The organism is Streptomyces sp. NK15101 (assembly GCF_020400725.1).
Classification (GTDB): Bacteria; Actinomycetota; Actinomycetes; order Streptomycetales; family Streptomycetaceae; genus Streptomyces.
In genome coordinates this window covers 46,266-70,930 of record NZ_JAINVG010000007.1, presented here as the reverse complement: position 1 = coordinate 70,930, position 24,665 = coordinate 46,266, and the positions used below count along the sequence as shown (strand labels likewise).

The 24,665-nt window shown below is 68.0% G+C and carries 33 protein-coding genes; 15 read left to right on the top strand and 18 right to left on the bottom strand.

Features of this window, described 5'->3' with window-relative positions; all coding sequences use genetic code 11:
* Positions 1-3 precede the first annotated feature (3 nt).
* From K7G60_RS05785 to K7G60_RS05740, 10 genes are all read right to left on the bottom strand, one after another.
* A complete protein-coding gene (locus tag K7G60_RS05785; RefSeq protein ID WP_225799797.1) occupies positions 4-180 on the bottom strand; it encodes a hypothetical protein in 177 nt (58 codons plus the stop codon).
* A 90-nt stretch (positions 181-270) separates the two neighbouring features.
* Positions 271-819 (bottom strand): GGDEF domain-containing protein, encoded by a 549-nt coding sequence (locus K7G60_RS05780; protein WP_225799791.1) that lies wholly within the window; start codon positions 817-819, stop codon positions 271-273.
* A gap of 5 nt (positions 820-824) precedes the next feature.
* Positions 825-1,157: a SpdD-like protein gene (locus tag K7G60_RS05775; protein ID WP_225799695.1), complete on the bottom strand. Its 333-nt coding sequence runs from the start codon at positions 1,155-1,157 to the stop codon at positions 825-827.
* Positions 1,158-1,168: 11 nt separating this feature from the next.
* A complete protein-coding gene (locus K7G60_RS05770; protein WP_190103575.1) occupies positions 1,169-1,327 on the bottom strand; it encodes a hypothetical protein in 159 nt (52 codons plus the stop codon).
* Positions 1,328-1,346: 19 nt separating this feature from the next.
* A complete protein-coding gene (locus K7G60_RS05765; protein ID WP_225799694.1) occupies positions 1,347-1,538 on the bottom strand; it encodes a mobile element transfer protein in 192 nt (63 codons plus the stop codon).
* Positions 1,539-1,550: 12 nt separating this feature from the next.
* Positions 1,551-2,270, bottom strand: coding sequence for a DUF2637 domain-containing protein (locus K7G60_RS05760; protein WP_225799693.1), 720 nt, complete (start codon positions 2,268-2,270; stop codon positions 1,551-1,553).
* 29 nt (positions 2,271-2,299) lie between these two features.
* Positions 2,300-2,476: a hypothetical protein gene (locus K7G60_RS05755; RefSeq protein WP_163013727.1), complete on the bottom strand. Its 177-nt coding sequence runs from the start codon at positions 2,474-2,476 to the stop codon at positions 2,300-2,302.
* Between the two features lie 84 nt (positions 2,477-2,560).
* Positions 2,561-3,916: an FtsK/SpoIIIE domain-containing protein gene (locus K7G60_RS05750; protein ID WP_225799692.1), complete on the bottom strand. Its 1,356-nt coding sequence runs from the start codon at positions 3,914-3,916 to the stop codon at positions 2,561-2,563.
* A 2-nt stretch (positions 3,917-3,918) separates the two neighbouring features.
* Complete coding sequence (locus K7G60_RS05745) at positions 3,919-4,263, bottom strand: hypothetical protein (RefSeq protein WP_225799691.1); 345 nt, start codon at positions 4,261-4,263, stop codon at positions 3,919-3,921.
* A 139-nt stretch (positions 4,264-4,402) separates the two neighbouring features.
* A complete protein-coding gene (locus tag K7G60_RS05740) occupies positions 4,403-5,182 on the bottom strand; it encodes a GntR family transcriptional regulator (protein ID WP_225799790.1) in 780 nt (259 codons plus the stop codon).
* Positions 5,183-5,200: 18 nt separating this feature from the next.
* Here K7G60_RS05740 and K7G60_RS05735 point away from each other — a divergent pair, with 18 nt between their 5' ends.
* Both K7G60_RS05735 and K7G60_RS38775 read left to right on the top strand, forming a co-directional pair.
* Complete coding sequence (locus K7G60_RS05735) at positions 5,201-5,668, top strand: NUDIX hydrolase (RefSeq protein ID WP_225799690.1); 468 nt, start codon at positions 5,201-5,203, stop codon at positions 5,666-5,668.
* A 98-nt stretch (positions 5,669-5,766) separates the two neighbouring features.
* The gene (locus K7G60_RS38775) at positions 5,767-5,895 is read left to right on the top strand and encodes a hypothetical protein (RefSeq protein ID WP_263985558.1); all 129 of its coding nucleotides are present in this window, start codon (positions 5,767-5,769) and stop codon (positions 5,893-5,895) included.
* Positions 5,896-6,389: 494 nt separating this feature from the next.
* Here the strand turns inward: K7G60_RS38775 and K7G60_RS05730 are convergent, their stop codons facing one another.
* Both K7G60_RS05730 and K7G60_RS05725 read right to left on the bottom strand, forming a co-directional pair.
* Positions 6,390-6,893: a hypothetical protein gene (locus K7G60_RS05730; protein ID WP_225799689.1), complete on the bottom strand. Its 504-nt coding sequence runs from the start codon at positions 6,891-6,893 to the stop codon at positions 6,390-6,392.
* 21 nt (positions 6,894-6,914) lie between these two features.
* Complete coding sequence (locus K7G60_RS05725; RefSeq protein ID WP_225799688.1) at positions 6,915-7,832, bottom strand: hypothetical protein; 918 nt, start codon at positions 7,830-7,832, stop codon at positions 6,915-6,917.
* A 340-nt stretch (positions 7,833-8,172) separates the two neighbouring features.
* Here K7G60_RS05725 and K7G60_RS05720 point away from each other — a divergent pair, with 340 nt between their 5' ends.
* Both K7G60_RS05720 and K7G60_RS05715 read left to right on the top strand, forming a co-directional pair.
* A complete protein-coding gene (locus tag K7G60_RS05720; protein WP_225799687.1) occupies positions 8,173-8,661 on the top strand; it encodes a hypothetical protein in 489 nt (162 codons plus the stop codon).
* Between the two features lie 1,229 nt (positions 8,662-9,890).
* The gene (locus K7G60_RS05715) at positions 9,891-10,577 is read left to right on the top strand and encodes a hypothetical protein (protein WP_225799686.1); all 687 of its coding nucleotides are present in this window, start codon (positions 9,891-9,893) and stop codon (positions 10,575-10,577) included.
* A gap of 337 nt (positions 10,578-10,914) precedes the next feature.
* Here the strand turns inward: K7G60_RS05715 and K7G60_RS05710 are convergent, their stop codons facing one another.
* Positions 10,915-11,349, bottom strand: a complete 435-nt coding sequence (locus K7G60_RS05710; RefSeq protein WP_374115592.1) for a restriction endonuclease — start codon at positions 11,347-11,349, stop codon at positions 10,915-10,917.
* 546 nt (positions 11,350-11,895) lie between these two features.
* Between K7G60_RS05710 and K7G60_RS05705 the strand changes: the two genes are divergently transcribed.
* Positions 11,896-12,318: a hypothetical protein gene (locus K7G60_RS05705; protein ID WP_225799684.1), complete on the top strand. Its 423-nt coding sequence runs from the start codon at positions 11,896-11,898 to the stop codon at positions 12,316-12,318.
* A 518-nt stretch (positions 12,319-12,836) separates the two neighbouring features.
* Here K7G60_RS05705 and K7G60_RS05700 read toward each other — a convergent pair.
* Together K7G60_RS05700 and K7G60_RS05695 are read right to left on the bottom strand one after the other, a co-directional pair.
* Complete coding sequence (locus K7G60_RS05700; protein WP_225799683.1) at positions 12,837-14,552, bottom strand: HNH endonuclease; 1,716 nt, start codon at positions 14,550-14,552, stop codon at positions 12,837-12,839.
* A 148-nt stretch (positions 14,553-14,700) separates the two neighbouring features.
* Complete coding sequence (locus K7G60_RS05695; RefSeq protein WP_225799682.1) at positions 14,701-15,168, bottom strand: DUF4240 domain-containing protein; 468 nt, start codon at positions 15,166-15,168, stop codon at positions 14,701-14,703.
* A gap of 90 nt (positions 15,169-15,258) precedes the next feature.
* On the opposite strand from K7G60_RS05695, the gene K7G60_RS05690 reads away from it, so the two are divergent.
* The 4 genes from K7G60_RS05690 to K7G60_RS05675 all read left to right on the top strand — a co-directional run bounded on the left by K7G60_RS05690 (position 15,259) and on the right by K7G60_RS05675 (position 18,393).
* Positions 15,259-15,666, top strand: a complete 408-nt coding sequence (locus K7G60_RS05690) for a hypothetical protein (protein ID WP_225799681.1) — start codon at positions 15,259-15,261, stop codon at positions 15,664-15,666.
* A 91-nt stretch (positions 15,667-15,757) separates the two neighbouring features.
* On the top strand, positions 15,758-16,048 hold the full coding sequence (locus tag K7G60_RS05685; protein WP_225799680.1) for a hypothetical protein: 291 nt from the start codon (positions 15,758-15,760) through the stop codon (positions 16,046-16,048).
* A gap of 1,127 nt (positions 16,049-17,175) precedes the next feature.
* Complete coding sequence (gene lepB / locus K7G60_RS05680) at positions 17,176-17,754, top strand: signal peptidase I (RefSeq protein WP_225799679.1); 579 nt, start codon at positions 17,176-17,178, stop codon at positions 17,752-17,754.
* Between the two features lie 225 nt (positions 17,755-17,979).
* Positions 17,980-18,393 carry a hypothetical protein gene (locus K7G60_RS05675; protein ID WP_225799678.1) on the top strand — a complete coding sequence of 138 codons (414 nt, stop codon included), beginning with the start codon at positions 17,980-17,982 and terminating at the stop codon, positions 18,391-18,393.
* Between the two features lie 219 nt (positions 18,394-18,612).
* On the opposite strand, the gene K7G60_RS05670 is transcribed toward K7G60_RS05675, so the two are convergent.
* Positions 18,613-18,894: a hypothetical protein gene (locus K7G60_RS05670; protein WP_225799677.1), complete on the bottom strand. Its 282-nt coding sequence runs from the start codon at positions 18,892-18,894 to the stop codon at positions 18,613-18,615.
* A gap of 399 nt (positions 18,895-19,293) precedes the next feature.
* Here K7G60_RS05670 and K7G60_RS05665 point away from each other — a divergent pair, with 399 nt between their 5' ends.
* The 4 genes from K7G60_RS05665 to K7G60_RS05655 all read left to right on the top strand — a co-directional run bounded on the left by K7G60_RS05665 (position 19,294) and on the right by K7G60_RS05655 (position 21,823).
* On the top strand, positions 19,294-19,563 hold the full coding sequence (locus K7G60_RS05665) for a hypothetical protein (protein WP_225799676.1): 270 nt from the start codon (positions 19,294-19,296) through the stop codon (positions 19,561-19,563).
* A 148-nt stretch (positions 19,564-19,711) separates the two neighbouring features.
* Entirely contained in the window at positions 19,712-20,257 is a 546-nt protein-coding gene (locus K7G60_RS39365) for a DUF6578 domain-containing protein (RefSeq protein WP_374115591.1), read from the top strand.
* 92 nt (positions 20,258-20,349) lie between these two features.
* Positions 20,350-20,874 carry a flavoprotein gene (locus tag K7G60_RS05660; protein WP_225799675.1) on the top strand — a complete coding sequence of 175 codons (525 nt, stop codon included), beginning with the start codon at positions 20,350-20,352 and terminating at the stop codon, positions 20,872-20,874.
* Positions 20,875-21,283: 409 nt separating this feature from the next.
* Positions 21,284-21,823, top strand: a complete 540-nt coding sequence (locus K7G60_RS05655) for a DUF4231 domain-containing protein (protein WP_225799674.1) — start codon at positions 21,284-21,286, stop codon at positions 21,821-21,823.
* A 270-nt stretch (positions 21,824-22,093) separates the two neighbouring features.
* Here the strand turns inward: K7G60_RS05655 and K7G60_RS05650 are convergent, their stop codons facing one another.
* Complete coding sequence (locus K7G60_RS05650) at positions 22,094-22,852, bottom strand: GntR family transcriptional regulator (RefSeq protein ID WP_225799673.1); 759 nt, start codon at positions 22,850-22,852, stop codon at positions 22,094-22,096.
* A 188-nt stretch (positions 22,853-23,040) separates the two neighbouring features.
* Between K7G60_RS05650 and K7G60_RS05645 the strand changes: the two genes are divergently transcribed.
* The gene (locus tag K7G60_RS05645; protein ID WP_225799672.1) at positions 23,041-23,265 is read left to right on the top strand and encodes a hypothetical protein; all 225 of its coding nucleotides are present in this window, start codon (positions 23,041-23,043) and stop codon (positions 23,263-23,265) included.
* 107 nt (positions 23,266-23,372) lie between these two features.
* Positions 23,373-23,666 carry a DUF2277 domain-containing protein gene (locus K7G60_RS05640; RefSeq protein ID WP_225799671.1) on the top strand — a complete coding sequence of 98 codons (294 nt, stop codon included), beginning with the start codon at positions 23,373-23,375 and terminating at the stop codon, positions 23,664-23,666.
* On the opposite strand, the gene K7G60_RS05635 is transcribed toward K7G60_RS05640, so the two are convergent.
* Positions 23,626-24,255 (bottom strand): DedA family protein, encoded by a 630-nt coding sequence (locus K7G60_RS05635; protein WP_374115590.1) that lies wholly within the window; start codon positions 24,253-24,255, stop codon positions 23,626-23,628. The two genes, K7G60_RS05640 and K7G60_RS05635, sit on opposite strands and share 41 nt — an antisense overlap.
* Between the last annotated feature and the right edge of the window lie 410 nt (positions 24,256-24,665).

The following is a 24,665-nucleotide window of genomic DNA, read 5'->3' as shown; positions in this document are numbered from 1 at the left end:
TGGTCACTTCCCGGCGCGGGTGAGGGCGGCGGGGATGGTGTGGCCGAGGCCCCGGCAGGTGGGGCAGTTGACGCGGATGGTGTCGCGGGTGCCGTCGGCGGTCTGGAGGCCGGTGGTGATGGTGGCGGTGGCGAAGCCGTCGCAGTCGCGGCAGACACGCGGGGTGGGCTGGGGCATCATGGGCTTTCCCTTTCGGGCCTGTTGGGTCTGGGAGGGGTCAGGCGCCCGGGGCGGCGGATGTTTGGCGACAGAGGCCGTCCCGGGGGCCGCTTAGCGTGTGTGGTTGCGCCTGCCGTGGCCCTTGGCCGCGTACATCGCCGCGTCGGCGGCCGAGAGGGCGTCGGTGAGGGTCGGGACCGACAGTTGGTCGCGGAGGCAGCAGCCGACGGAGGCGGAGACCGGCAGAACGTGGCCGTTGTGGGTGACCGGCTGGTCCAGTGCGGACCAGAGGTCGAAGAGGTTGACGGGGCCGAGGTTGGTGACGATGGCGGCGAACTCGTCTCCGCCGAGCCGGGCGGCGATGCCGTGCCGGCCGCACCAGTCGGTCAGGCGGCGGGCGGTGGCGGTGAGGACCGCGTCGCCGGCGGCATGACCATGCGTGTCGTTGATGGCCTTGAAGTCGTCCAGGTCGACCAGGAGGACGAGCGCACCGGGGTGCTTGGCGATGAGGCGTTCGGCGCGGGTGGTCCATCCGGCGCGGGTGTGCAGTCCGGTCAGGGGGTCGCGGCGGGCGGTGGCCAGGCGGCGCGAGAGCAGTCCGCTGTGCAGGACCCAGCCCAGGGCCGGTAACCCGGCGGCGGCGAGCGTGTACGTGTCCACGAAGGTCACCGGCCCTTCTGCATGTCGCGGACGAGCAGCCGCAGGATGACCGCCACGACCGCGATCGAGGCGCCGGTGAGGGCGACGGCGAGCAGCATCGAGACGAGGACCGTGCCGACGGTCAGGACGAGTCCGGCACCACCGGCGACGAGGGTGACGAGGCCGGTCGGGGTGAGGCGGACGGCCGGGACCTGGACGCGGGGCGCGGCCGGGACGGTCGCCGGGGTGTGGTCGTGGTGGCAGGCCGCCGGCTCGATGTCGGTCGGGGTGGTCGGCAGGACGAGCGGGGTGACGATGCCGGTCGGGAGCGGGTTGACCGGGATGCGGGGGCGGAGCATGGCGGTTCTCCCTACTTGTTGATCGTGTTGTCGATGAGCGGGGCGAGGACGCTGTCGGCGAGGAGGTAGCCGCCGAGGAGGATCACGGCGACGAGCCACCAGGGCGGGCGGATGAGCTTGATGCCGAGGCCGCCGACGACGATCAGGGCGAGCCAGAGCGGGACGTCCATGACGCGGTTCTCCTTCGGTTCAGCGGGCGGTGCAGCGGTGGGTGCGGGCGGCGAGCTGGGCGGCGGAGGAGCTGGAGTAGTCGGCGGACCAGCCGCAGCGGTCGGCGGTGCAGACGGCGGCGTACTTGGTGCGGCCGTGGCGGTCGCGATGGGTGCCGATCTGCACGGGGCCGATCCGCATCACGGAGTGGAAGCGGTCACGGGCGGGCATCGTGGTCTCCTTTCAGGCGAGTTGGGCGGCGATGGCGTTGGCGATCAGGGGCGGGACGCCGAGGCGGGCGCGCAGGGTGTAGGCGTCGATCGGGTAGCCGGTCCGAGCGCGGTAGTCGTCGGCGACCTTCCGGGCGTGAGCGACGAGCGCCGGCGGTACGGCCACAGGAGCGGGTTCGGGCTCCGGAGCTGGTGCGGGCTCCGGGACCGGTTCCGGGACGGGGGAGGGCAGGGCCGGTGCGGCGGCGATCTCCGGCTCCGGCTCTAGCTCGGTCATGTCGTCCCGCTCGATGACCGCTTCCACGGCCGCAGGCTCCTCGGTGTCCGTGGTGGGTTCGGCAGGCTGGGTGACCGCCGGGTGGCCGGGGGAGTGGACGAGGAGGGTGCCGCCGAGGAAGGCCAGGGCGGGCCACCCGGCGACGAGGATGCGCAGCCAATCCGGCACGTGGGTGAGGTCGAGGAGTCCGGCGGTGGCGATGTTCGCGCCGAGGGACGCGGCCAGGGCGACGGTGAACCAGGTCCAGGCCGAGCGGGCCGAGGTGCCGGCGGCCCGAAGGCTCCGGAGCCGGTGCCAGGCGGCGACGAGGAGGAGATCGACGGAGACGGGGTAAGCCCACGCCTTCCATCCGGTCTGGCCGGCCGCTTCGGCGAGGTCGTGCAGGTGAGCGAAGGACAGGGCACCGGCGATCACGGCCTGTACGAGGACGGCGTCCGGCCGGAGCGTGGGGCGCATCGCGGTACCTCCTTCCTTGATTGACGGGGTCAGGTGGTGGCTTCGCCGGTGCCGAAGCACGTCAGGCACAGGGCGGCCTGCTGGTGATCGGTGTCGCGGAGCTTGCGGGAGCCGACGCGTACGGTCTCGGCGGTCTCACCGGCGCCGGTGCAGTCGGGGCACTTCTTCGGCGCGGCCTTCCGAGCGGTGGTCTTACGAGCGGCCATCGGGGGCACCTCCTTTCGGTTTCAGGCATGGGAGGGGTAGGGACGTGGCGTGAGGCGGTCACGCCAGCCGTGGAGCGGGGTGGGTCAGGCGATCGCGGGAGCCGTAGCGGCGGCCGGTGCCGGGGTCTTCGCCAGGGGCGGCAGGACGGGCCGGAAGGCGTCCAGTGCGGGGATCTCCGGGGTTCGGTGAGCCTGAGCGTTCGCGATGTTCACGGCCCGTCGCAGGGTGAGGTGCGGGGTGCGGATGCGGACCCAGCCGCCGGAGGAGTCGCCGACGACGGCGGTGCCGGGTCGGTCGGTGGGGATCTGGATGGTGGCGAGGACGGCGTCCGGGGAGATGTCCCCGAAGGCCATGTTCGCGGAGGTCTCGTCGTTGACGCGGTGGGCGGTGCGGCCGGTGAGCTGGGCGCGGAGCATGGTGATGCCCTTGCCGAGTTCGGAGCCGAAGCGCTGCCCGCAAATCTCCAGGTAGATGCCCGCGGCGCGGCCGAGCTGGGAGAGCCGGACGAGGGAGGTGACGATCCGGTCCCGGCGCTTCTCCTCGTCCTTCGTGGCGAAGAGGGCGAGTTCGGCGACCTCGTCGACGAGCAGGACGATCGGGGTCGGCCGCAGGTGGTCGGGCAGGTCCCAGATGTCGGCGGTGATCTCCGCGTCCGGGATGTCCGCGCTCAGCCGCTGCTCGCGCCGGATGAGCTGGTAGACGTCCTCCATATGCCCGACGAGGGCGTCGAGGAGTTCGGCGGCGGTGTCGGGGTTGTCGGCCAGGGCCGTGAACCTTCTTGCGAGCGGGGCGAGTTCAACACCTTGCTTGCAGTCGATTCCGACCAGGGCCACATCGAGCGCGGCGAGGCCGGCGACGAGGTTGCGTTGATAGACGGATTTCCCGGACTGGGTGGCGCCGACGTTCAGGGCGTGCGGGATCTGGCGATAGTCGCGGTAGTAGACCTCTCCGTCCTCCCGCAGGGCGACCGGCACCCGCATCACCCCACCACCCGGCAGGGCCGGCATCTGGACACGCTTGAGGACGTCGTAGCCGGTCATCCGCAGTTCGACCACGCCCGAGCGGATCTCCCGGGTGGTGACGTTCCGCATGACGAACGAGTGCCGGAGCCGGTCCGAGGCGGCCGAGAAGTCGAAGGCGTCCTGTCCCGGGCGGAGCTTCACCCGAAGGACCAGGCCCGTCCGCGTCGGCCGCAGTCGGAGGATCCGAGGGGCCCGGGAGTCCGGGACGGGGCGGCCGGTGAGCCGGGCCAGGGCTAGGCGCCAGCGCGAGGGCGGGACGGTCAGCCCGCACGCGTCCATAACGGACGAGTACCGGACCAGGACTCGCACGATCGCGAGGCCGATGCCGAAGCTCATCCAGTACCAGGCCGGACGCTGCCACCGCAGCAGCAGCGCGACCGTGGCGACCAGCGCGAGGGTGATCGTTAACGCGGTCATGGTCAGGCCGCCTGGGCGGCGGTGAGGGAGGTGACGGCGACGGCGCGGAAGCTGATGCCGTGGCGCTTCTGGCCGTTGAACTCGTTCTCCCAGGGCCGGGCGACGACGCCGGTCAGGGCGACCGGGGTGCCCATGGTCAGCTCGCCGGAGATGCCGGTCTGCGGGACGGTCAGGTTGAGGATTTCGGCGTTGCTGTCCATGACGAACATGACGTCGATCGTCATCAGGGTCGCGCCGGTCTCGCGGTCGGTGGCGACCTCACCGGTCTGCCGGTTCGCGATCTTCGGGGTCGGGGGCTGGGCCACCATCACCATGGCCGTGGAGGTGTCGACGGGGATCTGACGCACAGTGGATCACTCCTCTATAGAGGCTCGGCTCGTGCACTCCTGTATAGGAGTGACATGAAGAAGAGTGCAGCACTCCTGTACATGAGTCAACCCGCCGCGAAGAAGAAATCGCAGCGGGTTGCGCGGAGTTGAGCCGACGTCAGTCCGTGGCGGGGATGCGGTACTGGAAAACGAACTGGTCAGCGGCCATGAGGGTGTCGCAGACCTCGACCACGAGTCCTTCCTCGGTGACCGCGTTCCGGAGGAGGTGGATCACCGGAGCGCCAGGACTCAGCGCGAGTTCCGATGCCTCTGCCTTCGTGGCCGGCCGAGCCTGGAGCGTCTCCACGAACTCGGCGAAGACGTGGCCCTGAGCTTCGAGCCGGGCGTAGATGCCGCCAGGGCCCGGGTTCTCCTCGAACAGCTCCGGGATGTCCTTGACCACGTCCCACGGCAGGTAGGAGGAAGCTGTTTCGACCGGGGTGCCGTTCCGGAAGTACAGACGGCGGCGGGCGAGAACCTTCGTCCCAGCGTCGAGGCCCAGACGTTCGGCGATCTCGGCCGGCGCCTCCATGGGGCCGATGTAGAGGACGCTCACCTTCGCGGTGGCGCCGGACTGCTCGGACTCGGCGAGGTAGGCGGCCTTGCCGCCGCGGCGATGCGACGCGCGGAACCGATCTGAGGAGCGGAGCCGTACGGGCGGCCGGTCCTTCACCATCGAACCCTTGCCGTGTCGGGTTTCGACCAGGCCGCTTGCTCTGACCTCCACCATGGCCTTGCGGATCGTCCCGCCCGCGACGCCATAGCGTTCAACGAGCTCCGACTCGCTCGGCACCATCTCGCCGGGCTTGAGGACACCCGCACGGATCTGCTGAACGATCTCATCGGCGATCTGCACGTACCGAGGTACGGCCCGACCACCTCCTACTGGAGTTCCCACAGTCCTCTTCACTCTCCTATGCTCCTGTACATGAGTAACAGCGCCCGCGAAGGCCAGTCAACGCCACTGCACTCCGTGTCTGTGGCAGGAGCGGTGGTCCGAGAGGACGGGCGCCTCCTCGCTATCCGGCGAGCCGACAACGGGACGTGGGAGCTCCCGGGCGGTGTTCTCGAACTCACGGAGGCTCCGGAGGTGGGTGTCGTTCGTGAGGTCTGGGAAGAGACCGGTATCCGTGTCGAGGTCGACGAGCTGACCGGGGTCTACAAGAACACCACGAGGGGTGTCGTTGCCCTGGTCTTCCGATGCAAGCCCGCGGGCGGTACCGAGCGAACGTCGGACGAGTCGACGGCAGTTGAGTGGCTCACGCCGGCGGAGGTCGAGGAGCGCATGGCCGAGGTCTTCGCGATCCGGCTGCTGGATGCGCTGGACGGGGCAGGTCCCCATATTCGGAGTCACGATGGCCGCCAACTGACGACACAGCCATGATCGCGCAACCGCCGGAGCGGATGTCCCGCGAAGAAGCGATACCTCTCGTCCAACGCCTTATGGACCCGGAAACGCCCGAAGAGGAGTTCTCCGAGATCTTGGCCAGCCTCGTATGGGGCCTTGCATGCCCACACATCAGCGACTACGTCTTCTGGGGGCCTGAGTACGAGCTGACTCCCGAGAAGGTCGTCGAGAAGGCCATGGCCTACAAGCCGATCGCCCTCTGAGGGCAACGCGGTGAAAGTTTCTCTACTTCATCAAGGCACCCGCCGCGCACGGCGCGGCGCGCGCGGCCCGTCGCCCGGGCCTGCGCTCCTGTCTCCGCCCCGCTCCAGCCCGGCCGCCGGCCGCACGCCTGACGGCTCGGGTTGATGGGTGACGAACCCACGATGCGGCCGAGGCGGTACGCGAGTGCGGCTCAAGACGATGCCTCCGGCGGGGGCGCTCAGGCTCCGGGATGGAGGGGGCCCGTGGGCGGGTGCCGGCCGGTGGGGTGTGGCGGGTGGGGACTCCCATCCCGTCTGCCGTCGACCCAGGCAGAGCCGAGCAGACACGGCACCGGGCGTCCAGGTCGTTCGTCCAGTTGGGCGCTCCACCTGGACGCCCGGCACCGCGCCTGCTCCACGATGCGTGGGTCGACGGCAGACGGGATGGGAGCCAGGGCAGTGGCGGGCGGGGCCTGTGGGCCTGTAACCACGCATTTCAGCACGGAAAGAAACTGTCAGGTACTACGACTTCTCTCCATGAGCGAGAGCGTCAAGCCGGCACCACTTACCAATAGGCCCATCAAACTAGAGGCACTTGAAGCAACGATGATGGTAGTGATCGGGAAGCTTCCGACCTTGCCATCGTCAATCCCAATGCCGACCGTGGCGGTGACCAGAATCGCCATGAGGAAAATGCTGGTGGCCAGCAAAATCTTACTTATCCCGACCCGGGCGTCGGCAAGCCGGTTCTCGCGACTACGGTCCTCCTGACTAGACGTGGGTCGCCTCCCGAACGCAGCCATAATGGCCACTGCAGCCAGAGCAAAACCCAGCAACCCGCTCGACGACCCGGTCAAGGACGAGTAGATCTCTTTTCGATTCTCAGTCTCGACTGCCGCCAGGAAGAATTCCTTCGCGTAAAAGTAGTGTATTGCGACGAGGGAGGCGCCAGTCAACAGAAATGCAAAGAAAGGGAGCGTCCATAGGTGCTTGTCGATCCACCGACCCACTCGCCGCATTTGCGGCACCTCCCTTAGCGGTTACCTACCCTTGCCTCGCATCTTCTGCCCCTGCACGGCAGACGCGATCTTCCCATCTCGCTGCAGCTCTTTATAGGCAGTATCGAGCGCCAGAAAAACATCGCCGGGATCGGGCATGGAAGAAACGGAAGCACTGCTCGGAAACTCTGCAGGCAGCTGCAGCCTTTCATGCAGGAGATTAACCGTCTCGACCCTCCCGGACGAATGATTCCGTCCTCGAATAATCATGTTGCTCACAAAGTCGTCAGCCTGCTCGGCCAACGCAAACACCTGCTCTTCAGTTTCCTCATCCAGGTACATGTCACGGGGCCCATATCGACCCATGCCAAGTGTGAATCGCACGGAAGGCGCCCTCTGGCCGAAATTTTCTGGCACGAGGGTCCCGAATACACCGCCGCCCGAGCCCTCGCCGTGCTGTCGCGTCATTGCAACTTCAACGGAGCGCATCTGCCCCTTCATTGCCGTCAGCTTCTCCAGCATGTCCTCTCGGTACAGAGCGTCGAACGTGGCATGGATGGCAAGCTTGCGCCGAAGGAAGAGCGAAAGGCGCGACAGCCGAGGAACGTCCTTGGCGTAGTCGTGTGCACAGACTCCGTCAGGCCACAGGGAAACGTGACTCACGTCGGCCGGATATTCGTGATCACGCAACGAGATCGGGCTTACGCTCCCCGTGCTGTCCCACTTGAATGGGCGATTATCCGCTCCCCGCAAGGCAAAGAGCCTCAGGTTGGTCGGACCATCCCCTGATCCCACCTCGACAACCTCTACAGCAGTCACGGCGTCACCAGAGTCGAGTATTGCGAAATCACTGTTAGCGGCAACCTCCGCTATGAGACGTGATGCCGTGTCGCGCGGGCTGAAGTCGGGCTTGCCGGGCAATGAACCCCAGCGGTGGAATATGAGACTTCGCTTCAACATGACGTCATGTTAGTGCCAACTCGCCCTCCGTGCTATCGATTCCCGCGCCTGCATGTTCGATTTTATGTTCGATGATGGATGCCGTGCAAGCCTCTTGACGTGCTGCAACGCGACAGCCCTCTTGCTTCAGTTCAAGTATGCCGAGGAGGTCTGACAGTGACTATCTGTCATGTCGTGCAGGCGGGTCGACGCTGTGGGTGGCGAGCGAGGGGAGTGCGAACGGCAGGGGCGTTGCAGTGTCTGTATCTCAGGGTCGCGGGCCGAGATCCTAGGCATGGGCGTTGGAGCGCCTGAGTGGCGGGCATGGCCGCCTCGGGTCCGGAGCGGGAACGAAGGGGGCATGACCATCGACCAGAGGGCAGCACGGCAGTTGGCCGGCCGGGCTAACGAGGTGGGGCGGGCGTTGGGGCGCGAGCGTTGGCTCGACGTGCTGCAGCGGGTGAGCCGCGGGCGGTTCGGGCGACGGCGCGGGTGGGCCAACGAGCCGAAGTTAGACACGCCTTGGCAGGACACCGTCTCTGGGGAACGTCACGGCTGGCGTGAACGTGCCGCCAATCTGAATGGCGAGGCCGCGTTCAGCGTCGATTACCAGGTTTGCCAGGACTGTCAGCTTGGGTGGGTCGAGCAGCCTTACACGCTGCCGGAGTACCAGCGATGCGGTCTGGCCTCCGCTGGCCTCGCGGCGCTGCGGATCGAGAACTCAGGCCTGTCGTGGCACACCCTGGGTGGGCACCTCCGCGATTCCAAGGGATTCTGGGCGGCTGTAGGGGCCGACGTGCCCGGCAGGTATCAACAGCGCGGCCTCTGCGCCCACATCACTGCCTGGTGAGGTGCAACGGCCCCTTCGCGCGATGCGGCCTATTCGTGGACCGGCGAGAGGTAGCCAACAGATCGTAGGCCGTTGACCTGCAAAAAGGCCTCAGACGCACGCGCCCTCCGGAGCCGTGTGCCTCACTGTGCACCCGTATGCGCCTTCCCTGACCACTACATCGGCTGGATGCTGCCAGGGTCCGTACGGGTTCCCGGAAGGAAGAGGAGAGAGGATGACCCAGCCGAAGTGCGGGGCTCCGAAGCAGCGGGGAGGCCGGTGTACGCGGCCGGCTGAGCCAGGCAGCGGTCAGTGCTGGCAGCATCAAGGCAAGTGGACGGCCCGCGCACAGGCGGACCGTAAGAAGAAGGAAGCCGAAGCGAAGAAGCAGGAGCTTCGGAAGAAGAAGTGGTCGTGGTGGTGACCGGCAGCTGACATCAACGAGCGTGGACGCAGGTGGTCGGAGACGGTCTCCAGTGGCAGAAGAACTCTCGGGTGTTGGCCATGCGCGGCCGCTCCGATCGAACTGCTAAAGCAGTGGCTTGCTTGCAACTAGCGGTAGGGGCCAGCTCACGCAGGCCACCAGCGCGCTGCTGTCCTCGGTAAGGAAGAGCAGGGTGAATCGTGTCCGATTCTCAGGATCAATCAGCGCTGTGCGCACGGGTCGGTCGTGCTCCCTGATGAGCTGCACCGCTCGTTCCAGCCCAGGTGGTTCGAATCCACGCATCCGCATGCGCTGAAGGCGGCGACTGAAGACTCCGGCATGCGCACCAGTGGGTTGTACCCGCTCTTCCACCGAGTAGGGGGCGCCGCGGCGTAGGGCGGCCAGAGCTGTCGCGGACGCCTCGTCATCGCCGGTCAACAGTGATTCCAGCACACGCCGTTCCATGGTCACCTCCGCTTGGATGGTGCGGTACAGCAGCCAGGTACCGCAACCCTAGTAACCGCCCCGCACGGTAGCGTCCCTACGGGCCCACCTAGCGGTCGGTATGACCCCCGCCGACCGGTCTGGCTAGAGCTACGGATCAGAAGATCTTTGACGTCCACACGGTTGACATCAACGGCGCCGCACGGGGCGCGGCGGCATCCTTGTCCGGCGGTCGTGCTGGTGGGTAGAGCAGCCGCAACCGGCTCCGGGTGAACTCACGGGGTCGTGATCACTCGCGCCAAAGCAGCCCCAGTCCACAGCCGCTCCACCGGAGTCTTAATTCACCTGACTGCACGCCGGGTGAAATGGCACAATCACCCGCATGGAAGAGGAATCTGCGCGGCTGTTCGACGAACTGCTCGGGATGGGGATCTTGTGGGGGGTCGTTGACCAATATGTCCGGCACGGTTTGGTCAATCTTGAAGAATTGACTGATCGAGAGGTGGTCAGCACTGTACTGCGCGAATTTATGGAGGAGGCAGACTCCGGCGCGGCGATAGTTGAAGGGCGCGTTACGTGGTCCGATGACGACATTCATGTCGTGACTGACCACTCTATCGACCTACTCGAAAGGGCCGCCGAAGCCGTGGGGGCGGAGGAATATTGGTTCGCAATCCTTTTCTATGCCACTTGGCTTGAGCATTGGGCGAACAATGTCCTCATGAGCCTGAGTGTCCGGTCTGGCGTTCCTGCGGGCGTGGCGGTCGCGTTGGTGCGAAGTTGCAGCTTCAACCTGAAGATGAAAGACGTGTGGGCGTCGCTTGGGGCGGCACCGATTGAAAAGGTGCACATGCGGGCCATGACTGATCTCATGGAATTCAGGAATGGCTTTGTGCATTACAAATGGCAACCTCAGAGCATATCGAGCATGGATGCGTATGATCGGCGGGTTGAAGAAGTGGCGAAAACTGCGCAGAAGCTCGTGATCGTGCTGGAGGGCCTCGAAGACGAGCTCATTTTTCTCGGGCGGAGGGCAGCACTACGTGTGCAGTGTGGGCTCGTTGAATAGCTACACAGTCTCGCCGCGAGTGTGGATTTGAAGGGTCGGGAATCCCTACGCATGGAGGAAATCTAGGTCGTCAGGTGTTGGCATGCCAGCAGTCGCCAGCGTCGAGCCAAAAGGCGGTCGGAGCAACGCCTGTGCACAGGTTGACGAGGCCCTGGCGTGGGCCGGAGGGGGCGAGGATGGTTAAGGGGAGCGAGAGGGCTGGGCCGTCTGTGGGCCGTGCGAGGGGGCTCAGGGGTGATCGGTGGCGACCAACAGTGACAGGTCGGCTACGAGGGTGACCCGGGAACGCGCAGGTCAGCGGGCCCCCCGCCTACTGGTTCGCTCCTAGGGCTGGCGGTCAGGCAAGATGGGGTGTCTCTACCCAGGGAGGGCTGCCTAGTTTGCTGGCCCAACCTGCTAGTCCGTAGGCATCGATGAGGCAGATGCCGGTTTGCTTTGCGTACCCAGATGCCGGCTTGGTAAAGGTCGAAGTAGTAACCATGACGGCGACATCGGCCCTGTGCACGGTGAAGCAGGTTCCGCCGAAGCGCTGGAGATCTTGGGAGCCGACCTTGTTCGAGTCTCTGTATCGCTTGCACTGAATGACGAGTCGACGCCCGTCAGGAGTCAGCGCGACCACATCAGCCCCTAGGTCGCCAGCACCTCCGACCACTTTCACGTCCGTACAGCCGTCGCGCTCGCATAGGAAGGCGATGGCATCCTCGAAGTCGCTCGGTGACATGACGTGGTACCGGGCGATTTCCATAGATTTGGCGGCTTGAATCTTCGCCACCAAGGCAGCTGATTCGGCTTGTCTGGCTCGCCTGGACCGCCACTTGCGTATGCGGAAACCTATGAGCCAGATGACTCCGGCAGCCAGACCAGATGCCAGCCAGGGATGGGCTAGCGACCACCGCCACGCCTCTCGAACCCCTAGGTAGATCACCCCGTAAGCCGTAAACGCGAGCACCAGCAAGAAGACTTGCTGTCCAAATGTCATGCCCTGTTGTCTGCGTGCAGCCACGCCCCACCCCCCAGTAGTCAGAAGCTGATCATAGAGAGCGTCAGCCTCCGGATCCGAGCCGAGCCAGGTCGGCTATTAAGGCCTATTCATGGACAGGGAGGACGAGTTGGACGTAAGGGAAGTCTCCAACCAGCATCTATGCCGAGACTGTGTAGGGCCTCCGGAGCTGTGTGCAGGCAAGCCGCTGAGGCCTCCGAACCAATGGCAATCTGCTGGCCAAAACGCCGCGCGCCCTCCACGATGGCCGTCATGGATCGGTTACAGGGCAGTGCTTGGCAGTACGTGGCGGAGGTGCTGCGCCCTGAGGATCTCCCGATGATCGCTGCGCACGTGCTGGCTGACGGGCACGACTCTCCTGCCCTGCGTGAGCTGGCTGGCCTGCCGCGCCGGAGCGATGCGACCGAGGTCCGTGAACTGTACGTCCAGGCGTTGAGCGAGCTCGACGTGCCTCTTCCTGACGAGGAAACGGCCGGCCGACGCCTCCTCGTGAGCCTCGCGTTCAGTCTCGTGCAAGGCGAGCTGAGTCCCAAGGAAGTGGGCGACGGCCTCTCGATGACCGTCACGGCACGCACCCAGGAGGAGACACAGTTCCTCTCTGCCGCAGCGGAGTACAGCGAATGGATCGAACCGGACGATCTCCCGGCATGGGAACGCGATCTACGAGCGGCAGCCCAGCTGCTGGTGGCTTCTACCGACCTTGGCCCTGGCATCCATGTACCAGCTTCGCGACACGACTGACCCCCTGGCCTCGGCGCGCTCTCGTGCCAGATCCGTGCCAGATCGAGCGGTCAACCACGGACACCCGGAGCCCGTCGCGGGGCAAACGCCCGTCGAGAGGCTCGTCGCCTGGCACGCGCGACGACCAGCGAAGACGTATCCACGCGTGGCACCAGGCTTACAAAGCAGATGTCGGCGGTTCGAAACCGTCCGCGCCCACCAGTGACGAAGGCCCCCAGTCGATCTTGGCTGGGGGCCTTCGACGTTCATATCTGATGCCAAAGGGGCGTGATCAGGGGGAATGGTGGAGGAAGTCTTCGACACGGAGGAGGAGTGGCTCCGGGAGGGGGCGGCGGAGGGGGGAGGGGAGGAGGAGGTCCGTGACGTCGTTCTCCGTCGGGCAGCTGATTGGTTGATTTGGTGCGTGGGGCTTGAGGGCGGGGACGGCTTCTGGGCGCCGGTTCGTGTGGCTCACGGCTTCGTGCTCGATGACGGATGCCGTGCGCGCCTTCTGACGTGCGGCAGCCGTCTGGTTCGAGTCAGCAGGTCTCGCCTTGGTTGGCATGGGCGGTCGCGTCCCTGCCGCAGAGCGCTCGGTGGTAGCGAAGGTGCGCTTCGTCGAGTGGGTGGGCGGGGTGCTTGCGGAGCGGGCCTATGGGGCTGTTGTTCGCGGTCGAGCGAACGGTTCCTTCGGTGTCGATGTAGATCGCCAGGGTGTCGAACTGAACGTGGTGATTCGGGCACAGGACGAGCAGGTTGGCCTGTTCGTCGGGGCCGTTGTGGGGGCGGCCGAGGCCACGGATGTGGGCGGCCTCGCTGTAGGTGCCGAAGCGGGTCGACAACTGGAGGGCGCACACCTGACAGCGGTCTCCGTGCAGCTTCTTCACCTTGGCCGTCAGGGCGGTGTCGCGGATGACGCGGGAGGAGGTGACCGTGCGGCGTGCGGCAGGAACCGTTTCCCTCGCGTGATCCTCTGTGGAGTCCTCGATGCCGCCGGCGCTTTCGTAGCCGGCTAGGCCCAGCCGCTCCAGCAGGGCGTGCTGATCTATGTCTGCCAGGTAGGTCTCCCGCAGGACAGCCACCGCCTGAGACCGGACGAAGGGGTCTCCCAACAGCCGCGCGACCTGCTCGGTCACTCCTCCTTCGGGGTTGAGCCTGTCGAACGCTGCGGCGTGGGCCACGGCGTCCAGCTCGGGTGGGAGGCCATGGACATCCCACAGTTGGCTCGTCTGCAGGTGCACGAACGGGTACTCGGGGGTGACGGAGGATTCGGGAAGGCCGAACTCGGCCAACAGGCTGCCCACTTCCTCGCGGAACTCTCGCCAAGGTGCGAGGTGAGGCCTGCCCGTGGCGACTCGGGAGATGCCCCACAGCAGAGCCAACGGCTTGTGCCTGCTCTGCCGACCGTTCCTCTTGTGGACTCGGAGGTTCCTCAATCTGTCCATGAGCACGCTCACCATGAGCTCGGCGGACGATTCGGTCGGTGTGCGGGAGGCCGAACCGGAGACGCCTGGTTCGCGTGGCGCGGGAAGCGGCGGCGGGAGTTCCCGGCCACTCTCGGGCGACTGCCGGATCGGTTCCCTGTCTCTGGGAGGGCGAACGGCCCGACGCCGAACCTCGGGCATCGCGGCATGCCCCTGCTCCACCCACTGGCGCCAGGAACGGGGAGCGAGCTTGAGCGCGTCCGCGGTCGAAAGCTCAGGGTTGCCCCGAGCCTCGATCCAAGCCCAGTCGACCCGATCGTCCTCTGCGCTCAGGTCCAGGACGGACAGTTCGTATCGATAGTTCGGGAAGGAGATTCCTTTTGCCTGCTGCTCGATCTGCTCGGCATGGTCGATCACCGCCACGCCGCAGAACTCGACGTATCCCTTGGGCGTCTTGTTGCGCGAGACCGCGGCGAACACCAGCAGCGGTACGGCCAGTGCGCGCTGCTCCGCAGTGAGCCCCTGGTGTTCCTCCAGTGCCTCCAGCAGTACCGCATTGCCTTGTGTGGTGCCCACCGGCACCGTGTGATCGACCCGATGGTCGCCGAAATAGAGGATTCGGCCGTTGTCCAGGTCGAACACATCGTGCCAGGGCGTTTCAGCCGTTCCGGCCTTCCACGGGCTGGAACGGATCAGGATGCACGGACGGCGCAGCCCGCCGGGCGCCTTGATCTTGGCAATCGGGTTGATGCCCTTGCTGAGCTGGATCTGAGCGAGCCTCTCCGAGGCTGTGACATGGTGGATGTTTGGGTGACCGTCGATGAACGCCACCTCGGGATCTCTGTTTCGAGCAGACCGAAACACGTCCCCGACACGCAACAGGCTTCCCACCGGTCCTCCCCTCATGGCACTGCCCCGCCTCCTCGATCTTGCCAGGTCCGCGAGGCCACTGGCCCTGCAGGTCAAGTGGTGGCTCGCCTCAGTTTCGTAGGTGTGGCCAACCGTCTCTGTTGGAGTAGTTCTCGAAGCAGTGGCGGGTCGTGCGGTCCCACTCCTTGCCGGTGGCCAGTTCGTACGCCTTGTCCGGTACGGATAGCAGCCATTCACCGTCGTACTCGGTGGAGGTGTACGGGGCGAACTTGTCGGCGTCGAAGAAGACGCTCTCCCACACGGTTTGGCCTGCGGCTACGACGGCGCAGCGTGTGTACAGGAACACGTCGGACGATTGCGGGAACGGGCTGCCGTCTCGGCCTGTCAGGTCGACCACGGGGAGGGTTCCGAACTTCTCCTGGTCCAGGCGGTAGAGGGCCTCGGCGTGACGTTCGGCGAAGCCGATGATGTCGGGGAGGGGGCGGCGGCTCAGCTCCTCGGCAAGCCGCTGGCAGCTCTCTTGGGTTGCTTCGCCGTCCAGGGTGGCTATCAGCGCCCAGAAGTCGGCCCATGTCATTCTCACTGGCGCAGGATGTCAGGGCGGTCTGACATCAACGAGAGCGCACAACCGAACTGGGTTGGCGGTGCTTCGGCGTACCTTCTCGCGATGGCGAACAGACCCCCTGAGAACTGGCGTGCCTGGATGGCGGAGGTGGCCCGCGATGTCGAGGTCGGGAGCTTGGATCCCGAGTGTGCCGGCGCGGCGGAGATGTACCCCGAGTCCCTGCTGAGGGCGACGGATTCAGCGGTGGAGGCGTTCGAGGCGGAGGTGCGTGGGCTCCTGGAACCCTCCGGCGATGAGGTCCTTGGAACGGTCGAGAGGGTCGTTCTCGCGCTCAATGCTGTCGACGGTGACGCGAGCCACGGTGGCGCCAGCTACTGCACTGAAGAGCGGGAGCAGCTGTGCGAGTACATCGATCTCGCCTTGGGGGAGCACGGTGTGGACGTGGCTGCTCTGGCAGCGAGGAGGGGCATCGATCGTGCCGAGATCACGGACGCCTGGCGCGACTGGTGACCACCGTTTCCTGAGCTCCCGTCAGTGTCTGTGTATGAAGACCGAGCCCCTGTCTCCGGCGCCTTGCCCGTGCGGCGGCATCATGAGTTCCATGACTTCCGGAACCGGCTCAGCGCCGATCGAGAGCACTCACGTCACGGCTGCCGTTGAGGGCACGGGGCTCCGCTTCTCCTGGGATGCCGATGCCCGGATCGAGGTGCGGAACCTCGGGGCCGAGGTCGTCATCGAGGCGAATGCCGCGGGGCTCAGAACGCTTGCCGGGCATCTTCTGGTGCTGGCAGGCGAAGGAGTTCCCGATGGAGCCCATCTGCACCTCGAAGACAGCAACGGGCTGGAAGACGGGTCCGTCGGACTGGTCCTGGAGCGCAGCGGCGAGGAGTGACCGGCCCCGCGTAGCCGTCGCCGGAGCTGACATCCAAAACTGACATCAACGACGGCGGATGACGGCGGTCGTACGCGGTTTGCCGTGGCGGAGGTGACTAGGGATCCGCCCCTGGTGAGAGCGCTCCGCACGAGCTTACAAAGCAGATGTCGGCGGTTCGAAACCGTCCGCGCCCACCAGTACGAAGGCCCCGGACCGATCACGGTCCGGGGCCTTCGGCATCCCTGCCGACATCAACGGGGCAGCCGATCACGCCCGCCGGCCCAGAGCCTCGCCCTGTGCTGGGCGGCTGAGTACGGGCCTGCGCACGGCGACGGCGATCTGGCAGCGTCCGGGATCGGGACCGGCGTCCCTGAACGTTCTTCGGCGAGGTGCCCACAGCGCAGCGGTGGCCCCGCCACATTGCGGGAAGACTTTCTCCACTCCATCAAGACCCGCGCACGGCGCGGGAGCGTGCCGCCTTTACGGCGGGGCCGCCACTGTCTTCGCTGGCGGCGGCCCCGCCCGGCGGCACGTACGCCTGACGGCCCGGGTTGATGGACAACAGAACCAGGCCTCCAGGCACGGCAACCGTCACACGGCGTGCGTAGCCAGGAGCGCTGCCGACTGCGGCCGGGACGGGGTGCCAAAAGACGCTGGCAGCGAGGGAGGGGTGGTCTCTTGCGCATGGCCGGCCGACTGCCGGGCCTGAGTGAGGCGGGGCGCCGTACCCCGCCGTCGCGGATGACGGGAGCGTGAGGCGATCGCATGACCGGGAAGGGGCGGGAGCAGCTGCTGCCGGGATGTGGCGAGGGCCGGTGTGGTCGCTCCGTGTCGGTACCGGTCTCGCTGTGGCTGATGAGCATGTCGTCTGGGCACCAGGACCTGCGCCCGCTTCATGGCGTGGGGTCTACGGCAGACAGGATAAAAATCGGGGACGCGTGGTGGAAGAAGCCGGTGGTCCAGCGCGCCGCGGCATGGCCTGGAGATGGTGGTAAGGGATCCCGAATCCGTATTCTGCGCGAGTGATGGAGCGCAGGCGGGGGCGGAGACGGGGGATCTGGGCAATCGCGCTGCTGGCAACGGGTGGACTGCTGGTGGTCGGCGGGTCGGCCTGGGGGGCGATGTCGGCGCCCGGAGACCGCCCGGTGGTGGACTACCAGAAGGTGAACGTCCGAGGCGAGAACATGCGGCCGACGTACGAGCATGGAGACACGGCCTGGTTCTCCATGGGCGCCGACAGCGAGAACTTCGAGGTCTCGCGGGGTGACGTGGTGCTCGTATCGGTTCCGGAGTGGGTACCGGACGAGCTCGTACTGTTGCGGGTGGTGGCGTTCGGCGGTGATCGGATCGAGTACCGGCGGGGCGAGAGCACGCTCAGGCTCAACGGGGAGCCGCTGGACGAGCCGTACATCCTGGACCGATCCGTGCCGTCCCCCATTACCTTCGACGTGACCGTGCCCGAGCACCGGATCTTCCTGTTGGGCGACAACCGGAACAACTCGGCGGACTCCTCAATGCACCTCCTCGGGCAAGACCAGGGCACCGTCCACATTTCGGCGGTGCGCGGCGAAGGCGTCCGCAGGCCGACGGATTACATCGTCGTGGGTGGAGCCGCCGTGAGCGGGGCCGTCATGTGCGTCGTCGGGGGCGGGCTGGGGGTCTGGGCGTTGATGCTGCGCCGACGACGGCCGGATCCGGTCCTACCGGCCTGGCCCGCGGCTTGAGAGCCGGGCTACCGCAACACTGGCAACCGGCCGTGCCGGACGCATGCCAGATGGGGCGGGGAACGGCGGCCGATGGCGGGCGCCAGAGGGACCCGCAGGGGTCTCTCCGACTCTCGTTCGCCCTGGTCAGAGCGTCGCGATGGTTCCGAAGGCCGGTGATTCCCAGGCTCGTGTCGCGATCGCGCAGCGTCCCTGCTGCCGTAGGGACGTCGTACGGTCCGCGTCATGGCTGAGAGACCGACAACGAGCTGGCGCGAGGGCATGGCACGCGAGGCCGGGCAACTTGCTGCCGGCACCCTGGATCCCGGCTGCGCTTGCATGGCCGACCTGTACCCGGATGACCTCCTGACGGCGACCGATACCGTCCTCGACTCCTTCGACGAGGAGGTGACCGAGCTGGATGGCGCGGAGGACGTGCAGGTCTTCGCCGCGGTGGAGCGCGTCGTCCTGGCCCTGAATGCTGTGGACGACATCCACCGATGTGGTGCGCGGCCGGCGCTGGCAGGTGATCTCCTGGCCATCGACGAAGCCCGACCGTCGGTTAGGTCCCGGACGAGTCTCCGGGCCGCCCCCGGACAGACCGGGGATGCAACCATTCCCTTCAGAGCTGGAACCCCCGGAAGCCGACCGCGCGCTTGAGACCATAGAGGTCGGCACTGACAACGGCCCTGTCCCGTGGTCGGCCGTTGAGCGGTGAGCGTCCGATTGCGTGACAACGCCGACGAACAGCGGTGGGCGAGCGCGGACGTCTGTGGACCATCAGCGCAGGTGAAAGCCAAACCGGCCCAGGGGAGAGCCCGTCCGGGTTGCTTCGGGACGAAGGGGTCGTCCGTACAGCACCGCGGTACCGCAAACGAATCAGGCGGTGTCGCCGGTTCGCAGTTCAGCCTTTCGCCGGCGGACGTAGCCATCGTGGTCTCGCTTGATGGCTACGACCTCCTCCACACGGATGCGGATCGGCCCACAGTGCAGGGCATCGCACGAGCGCGGGAGGCTGCCGTCGATGAGCGAGATACCACTGAGCACCACGCCCGCCACCTCGTCAACCGCTGTGCACAGGACTGGGTGGAACGAACAGTCCTCGTAGATGTCGCCCACCTGGATGCCGTTCGGGTTACCAGGGTGTGGTGTCTCGTTCATGGGGCCAACCTGCCACGAGCGACGCCTTCGGCGCTTCTGTGTTCTGGGACTGCCCTCTCCGGCTCATTGACCCTGGACATGGTGCGCGGCATGTCTGACGACCCCGTGCACGATAAGGATCGACGCTCTCCCCCGATCACATCCATGCTGGTCGCAGCCTCGCCCCTTGACAACAGGCTCCGCTGGCGCGCCCGAATGCTTATCGTGCACGAGGTTGTCGGAGGATGGGGCTGACAGCCGGTTCTCCGCGACCTGGAGGCGGATTCGCGGCCCCTTGCGAGGTCCTCTGTCAGCTGCGAAGAAGGGTGATCGGGTCACGGACGACCGGGAGTTTCCGTGGTCTGCGCCCGTACCGGCAGTGGATCAAGGCATGCCTGACGGACGTTGCGAGGCGCTGTGATGGACGCGGCACGAAAGGCCCTGACAGCCGGCACGGCCGAGGCGGCGCGACCCGTCTGGGCCGACGGTCATGACGGTGCGGCGCTGCGGGAGTTCTTGCGGAAGCGCGGCTGTGACGGGATGGACGCCGTCATGGTCACCATGCGCGTGGTCGGATGCGGGCTCCCCGAAGCGCAGGCGATGTTCTTCGCCGCGCCCTGCCGGGCCGACGAGCTCCGCTTCCATGACGCGGTCACGGAAGGCCTGGAGAAGTCTCAGGGCGATGGCTGACGGGACGACGGATCCAACGGCGTCGCCAGGAGGAGCGCCCTGTTCAGGGACACCCTCCTTAATCCATGACTGAGTCCTCTCCCGCCGTCGACGCGATCCGGGCTGTCATCGCCGACCTCACTGCCGTTCCCGACCCCGCCATCCGTGCTTGCGCCCGCAGTGCTGTCCTCGATGCCGTCCCCGGTCTCCGGGCGGAACTTCGTGCCGCCCGGCAGGAGGCCGTCATCGAGATGCGCCGGGCCCGGACGCTCGCCGAGGTCGCCGCCGCTCTCGGCATTTCCGTACCCCGTGCCTCTCGAATCGCCTCGAGGGTCGGCCGTACTGCGAGGAAGTAGGTCGGATCTGCGTCCCGTGGGGTCTGCTGCGGGTCGATCCGGAGGACTGCGCCGACGTCGTCGGTGGCCGGCGGGCGGCCGGGATCGGCTTTCGGGAGGAGCAGCACGGGCAGGAGCCGGACCGCGCGGCCGTCTCGCTCGAGGTGCTGACGGTCGTCGAGGTCCACTGCCGGTACGAGGTGCCCCCGGGCGGCACGGGGACGACCGTCTTTCCCGTGCCGGGCACGGCCGTACTGGTTCCGGTCGAAGGGGCGGGCGGGTGGGCCGGGGTTCGGTCGGGGTTCGGTGGGGGGCGGTCGGGGGTTCGTTTCGCGGGGTGTCCGGTGTCCGTTGACCGGCCGTTCGGCGGGACTTGGTGAGGAGCCGGGTTTCCGGCCGGCCGGTACGAAACCCCGCTGATCATGGCCGGGGGCTTTCGGTGGGGTGGGAGCGGGTGTGGTCGTATGAGGGGATGAGCACCTTGTACTTGTTTGCCGACGCCGCCGAGCCCGTTTTCGACATCGCCCGCGTCATCGAGGACGCGCAGGCCGACGGCTGGGACGTCTGCCTCGGGCTCACCCCCACGGCGGCCCGCTGGCTCGCCGGGTCGCTCGACGGGCTCGCCGTGCTCACCGGGCATCCCGTGCGGTGGGACCACGCGCTTCCCGGCGAGCCGGACGTGTGGCCGGAGGCCTCGGCGATCCTCGTCGCGCCGGCCACCTTCAACACCGTGAACCGGTGGGCACTCGGGATCGTGGACGAGTTCGTCGTCGGCGCGGTCGCGGAGGGGATCGGCAAGGGGATTCCGATGGTGGCCCTGCCGTACGTGAGCGCCGCCTACGCCCAGCACCCGCAGTTCGAGCGGTCCTTGGAGACCCTCCGTGGTGCCGGGGTCTCGGTGCTGTACGGCGAGGACGGGTTCCTGCCGGACCCGCCGGCGCCCTTCCCGTGGCGGCCGGCCCTCGACGCCGTCCGCGTGCGGGTGGCCGTCGACTGAGGGCCGCCCGCCGTGGTCAGGTGGTGGGACGGAAGGAATCGTCGCCGGCGCCCTGGCCGTCGTGGGGACGCCGCCGGGGTCGGGGAGCACGCTCGCGTTCCAACGGCGGACGGCCGACGAGGGGCATGCGTTCGCGCGGAGCGAGCAGCTGAGGCAGGAGAGGCTGGACGCCCGCGCCTCCTGCGCCGGCCACCGCCGCTGCCTGGTCCCTCTGCGGTTCCGCGTGCACGAGCAGCCGCCGCCCGAGCCGCCGGAGGGAGTGCCGGCACGTGCGTACGGCCTCCGGCCCGCAGCCCAGGAAGCCCTGTTCAGGCCGCAGACGCGGGCCGACGACGAAGGGCTGAGCCGCACTGAGCACCGGCGAGCCCCGAAGTTGACGTGGACGCGTCCCGGCCGGTGTACTCCGGACATGTCTGACGTGGGGGACGCTCCCGAACCAGGGGCGCAGGGCGGCGATATGACGCCGCAGCGGTACATCGAGACCAGGATCGTGCAGTACCAGCAGTGGTACGACGCCAAGGCGACCCGGATGAAGGCGATGCACCTGCGGATGCGGACCGTGTCCGTCGTCGGCGGCGCGCTGGTGCCGGTGTTCGTCAACCTGGACCTGGGGTTCGCGCGGGTCACGGCCACCGTGCTGAGCGTGGTGGTCGTCGCCTCCGTTTCGCTGGAGAGCGTGTACCGCTACCGGGAGCAGTGGAAGAACTACCGGTCGACGGAGCAGCTGCTCGGGCACGAGCGCGTCTACTTCGAGGCCAAGGTCGGGCCGTACCGCGACCTGGCCAGGCGCGAGGCGTTCTCCGTCCTCGTCGCCCGCGTCGAGAAGGCCATCGCCAACGAGAACTCCGCCACCCTGAACGTCATGACCCTCGGCGGACAGGTCAACTCCGATGTGCAGCAGCACGCGATCCCGGCCGCCCGGCAGGAGGAGGTGGAGAAGGCCGCGTAGCTCGCGCCCGCGGGTCCTGGGCGCCCTGCGCCTCGCCCACCCGAATCGCCCTCGAACACGCGCTTTTCATCCGTGAGGTCGATGGTCCCGTGGCCGGACACTGTTCGGCTGCGCAGGCCGGACGGAGTGCCGCCGCCCGCGCCGGGCGGCCCGTCGTGACCCACGTCGGGCCGGGGAGCACTTCGGCGGAGGCCGTCGCCCTCGCCGCCGCCGAGCACCCCGGCGGCGTCGTCCACGTCGGCCCCGGGCCGCGGTCCGAGGCCGCCGCCGTCACGCGTCGAAGTCGTACTCCAGGACGTACGACGCCGAGTCCAGCGTCATCTCGTTGAGCTCCACCGCCACCCCGGGCCCCGTGAAGGCCGTGCGGCCGATGAGCACCACCGGCGTCCCGAACTCCAGGGAGAGCCGGTCCGACTCGTCCGCCGTCGGCATCCGGCAGCGGATCTCCTCCCGGAACCGCACCGGCCGGTGCCCCAGCTCCGTCAGCCGCGCGTAGGTGCCGCCGGGGCCCGTGTCCGGCTCGGTGATCGGCGTACCGCGTACGAGTTCGGCCGAGAGGTACGACACGGACAGCAGCACCGGCTTCGCGTCGAGGACGAAACGGCGGCTCCGGACGCAGACGGGCGTCCCCGGCGCCAGGTTCAGCGCCTCCGCGACCCGGTCGCCGGCCGCCGTCTCGCCCACCTCGATCTGGTCGACGACCAGCTCCCGGTCCTCGACGTCCGCCGACCAGACCGAGCGGCCGCTGCCCCACTGGTCCCCGGCGAGGCGCGGAATGCCCCGGCGGCGCAGCGGACGGAAGCTCCGGACGAAGACCCCGGCGCCCTTGCGCGCCTCGGCGAGCCCTTCCGTACGCAGCACGGACAGGGCCTGGCGAGCGGTCATGCGGGCCACGTCGTAGGTCGTCATGAGGTCGTTCTCGCCGGGGAGCCGGTCGCCCGGCGCGAAGGCGCCCGACTGGATCGCGGTTCTCAACTCGTCGGCGATGCGCTGGTACTTGGGCCGGCGAGCACTGTCCTGGTCAGTCACGGGTGGACCACTCCCTTCGTCTGCGGGACACCCTACGGCGCGCTCCTCGGCCCGGGAGCACGCCTGTACGCCGTCCCGCCCGGTCGATCCGCCCATCGGGGGACATCTCTAGAGATACGTTGACAGGGCCCGGCCGCCGCGCTTCCCTGAGTGTCCCCAAGCTTCAGGAGCCGGGACGGAGGGGATGCGTGCAGCCACTGCCCGAGGTCGGTGACCTCGTCCGCGACACCGCCACGGGGCGGGTCGGTTTCTACGTGGAGAGCGTCTCCGGGCGCTTTCTGATCCGCGCCGTCCACGGTGGCGTCGAGTGGGAGGCCGAACCCGTCGACGTCCAGCCCGCCACGCCCCTCCACGAGCTGCGCGCCCGCACCGCCGAGATCAACGCACGGAGCAGACGCGGCCTGGGTGCGTGATGGGGGTGAGAGAGGTGGTGGGTGGGGGAGTGGACGGGTGTGAGCGGGCGTTCCCGGGGCGCGGCGTGCTCGGGGCGGCTGTCAGTGGTCCGCGCCACACTGGAGACATGTGCCGCAGCATCAAGACGCTCCGCCCGCCCGTCCTGCCCGAGGAGGCGACCGAGGACGACATCCGCGCCGCCGCCCTGCAGTACGTCCGCAAGGTCTCCGGCTTCCGCGCTCCCGCCGCCCACAACCGCGAGGCCTTCGAGCGGGCCGTGGACGAGATCGCCGACGCGACCGCGAGACTCCTCGGCAGCCTGGAGGTGCGCGGCGCGCACCCCGCCGCCGTCAGGACGCGGGAGCCTCGGCCGGACGCCGTCAGGACGCCGGCGCGGGAGCCGCAGCCGGACGCCGTATGAGGTACGCCGCGAGGCCGCCCGCCAGGAAGAGCGCGAGGGTCGACACCCCCGCGCTGAACCAGGTCGCGCCCAGCCACTGACCGCCCAGCCAGCCGAGCCCCACGCTGTACGAGGCCCAGGTCACGCCCGCCAGCGCCGACCACGGCAGGAACTCCTCGACCCGCCGCTTCGCCGCGCCCGCGCCCAGGGAGACCACGGAGCGGCCGGCCGGGGCGAAGCGTGCGAGCACCACGAGCAGTCCGCCGCCCCGCGCGAGCGCGGTGCCGAGACGTTCCTGCGCCAGTGAGAGGCGGCGCGAGCGTCCGATCGCCCGGTCCAGCCTGGCCCCGCCGCGCAGCGCCAGCCGGTACGCGAGGAAGTCGCCGAGCACCGAGGCGCCGGCCGCGCAGAGGAGCAGGGGGAGGAGCGACGGCACCCCGGGGGAGACGCCGGTGGCCGTCGCCGCCGCCGTGGCGGCGGTGATCACGAGGAAGCCGCTCGGCAGCACGGGCAGGAAGACGTCGAGCAGGATCGACGTCGCCACGACCGGGTAGATCCATGGGCCGGCGGCGAGCGACCGCAGCGAGCCCAGGCTGTCGAGCAGATTCACAGGCCAGAGCCTACGCGGGGGCGGGCGACCGACCGCCGGTGGGTACGGAGGGCCGACCGGTGCGGAGGCCGGTGGGCACGGGGCCGGCCGGCGGGTGCGGAGGCCGGTGGGCACGGGGCCGGCCGGCGGGTGCGGAGGCCGGTCGGTGGGCACGGGGGCCGGTCGGTGGGCGCGGGGGTCGGCGGGCTGCGAGGTCGGTCGGTACGGAGGCCGGTCGGTACGGGGGCCGGTCGGTCGGTGCGGACGGCGTCGCTACGGAGGCCCGCACCGGGCCGGCTCCTGCGGTGGCCGTCGGGACCCGGGTCGGTGAGCCGGTGGGGAGAGGGGCCGGAAACCGAGCTGCGGTTTCCGGTCCCTCCCGGTGGTCGTGCTCGTACGTCAGGCGCCGCGCCGTCGCGTCCCGCTCGTGC

Coding starts and splice junctions, on each gene's coding strand:
- K7G60_RS05725 (WP_225799688.1), bottom strand. CDS start 7,832: ATGTTGAAGCGAAGTCTCATATTCCACCGCTGGGGTTCATTGCCCGGC.
- K7G60_RS05690 (WP_225799681.1), top strand. CDS start 15,259: ATGGCGAACAGACCCCCTGAGAACTGGCGTGCCTGGATGGCGGAGGTG.
- K7G60_RS05765 (WP_225799694.1), bottom strand. CDS start 1,538: ATGCCCGCCCGTGACCGCTTCCACTCCGTGATGCGGATCGGCCCCGTG.
- K7G60_RS05730 (WP_225799689.1), bottom strand. CDS start 6,893: ATGCGGCGAGTGGGTCGGTGGATCGACAAGCACCTATGGACGCTCCCT.
- K7G60_RS05665 (WP_225799676.1), top strand. CDS start 19,294: ATGGACGCGGCACGAAAGGCCCTGACAGCCGGCACGGCCGAGGCGGCG.
- K7G60_RS05770 (WP_190103575.1), bottom strand. CDS start 1,327: ATGGACGTCCCGCTCTGGCTCGCCCTGATCGTCGTCGGCGGCCTCGGC.
- K7G60_RS05705 (WP_225799684.1), top strand. CDS start 11,896: ATGATCGCTGCGCACGTGCTGGCTGACGGGCACGACTCTCCTGCCCTG.
- K7G60_RS05785 (WP_225799797.1), bottom strand. CDS start 180: ATGATGCCCCAGCCCACCCCGCGTGTCTGCCGCGACTGCGACGGCTTC.
- K7G60_RS05775 (WP_225799695.1), bottom strand. CDS start 1,157: ATGCTCCGCCCCCGCATCCCGGTCAACCCGCTCCCGACCGGCATCGTC.
- K7G60_RS05670 (WP_225799677.1), bottom strand. CDS start 18,894: ATGAACGAGACACCACACCCTGGTAACCCGAACGGCATCCAGGTGGGC.
- K7G60_RS05720 (WP_225799687.1), top strand. CDS start 8,173: ATGACCATCGACCAGAGGGCAGCACGGCAGTTGGCCGGCCGGGCTAAC.
- K7G60_RS05735 (WP_225799690.1), top strand. CDS start 5,201: ATGCTCCTGTACATGAGTAACAGCGCCCGCGAAGGCCAGTCAACGCCA.
- K7G60_RS05685 (WP_225799680.1), top strand. CDS start 15,758: ATGACTTCCGGAACCGGCTCAGCGCCGATCGAGAGCACTCACGTCACG.
- K7G60_RS05655 (WP_225799674.1), top strand. CDS start 21,284: ATGTCTGACGTGGGGGACGCTCCCGAACCAGGGGCGCAGGGCGGCGAT.
- K7G60_RS05750 (WP_225799692.1), bottom strand. CDS start 3,916: ATGACCGCGTTAACGATCACCCTCGCGCTGGTCGCCACGGTCGCGCTG.
- K7G60_RS05640 (WP_225799671.1), top strand. CDS start 23,373: ATGTGCCGCAGCATCAAGACGCTCCGCCCGCCCGTCCTGCCCGAGGAG.
- K7G60_RS05695 (WP_225799682.1), bottom strand. CDS start 15,168: ATGACATGGGCCGACTTCTGGGCGCTGATAGCCACCCTGGACGGCGAA.
- K7G60_RS05715 (WP_225799686.1), top strand. CDS start 9,891: ATGGAAGAGGAATCTGCGCGGCTGTTCGACGAACTGCTCGGGATGGGG.
- K7G60_RS05660 (WP_225799675.1), top strand. CDS start 20,350: ATGAGCACCTTGTACTTGTTTGCCGACGCCGCCGAGCCCGTTTTCGAC.
- K7G60_RS05675 (WP_225799678.1), top strand. CDS start 17,980: ATGGCTGAGAGACCGACAACGAGCTGGCGCGAGGGCATGGCACGCGAG.
- K7G60_RS05755 (WP_163013727.1), bottom strand. CDS start 2,476: ATGGCCGCTCGTAAGACCACCGCTCGGAAGGCCGCGCCGAAGAAGTGC.
- K7G60_RS05760 (WP_225799693.1), bottom strand. CDS start 2,270: ATGCGCCCCACGCTCCGGCCGGACGCCGTCCTCGTACAGGCCGTGATC.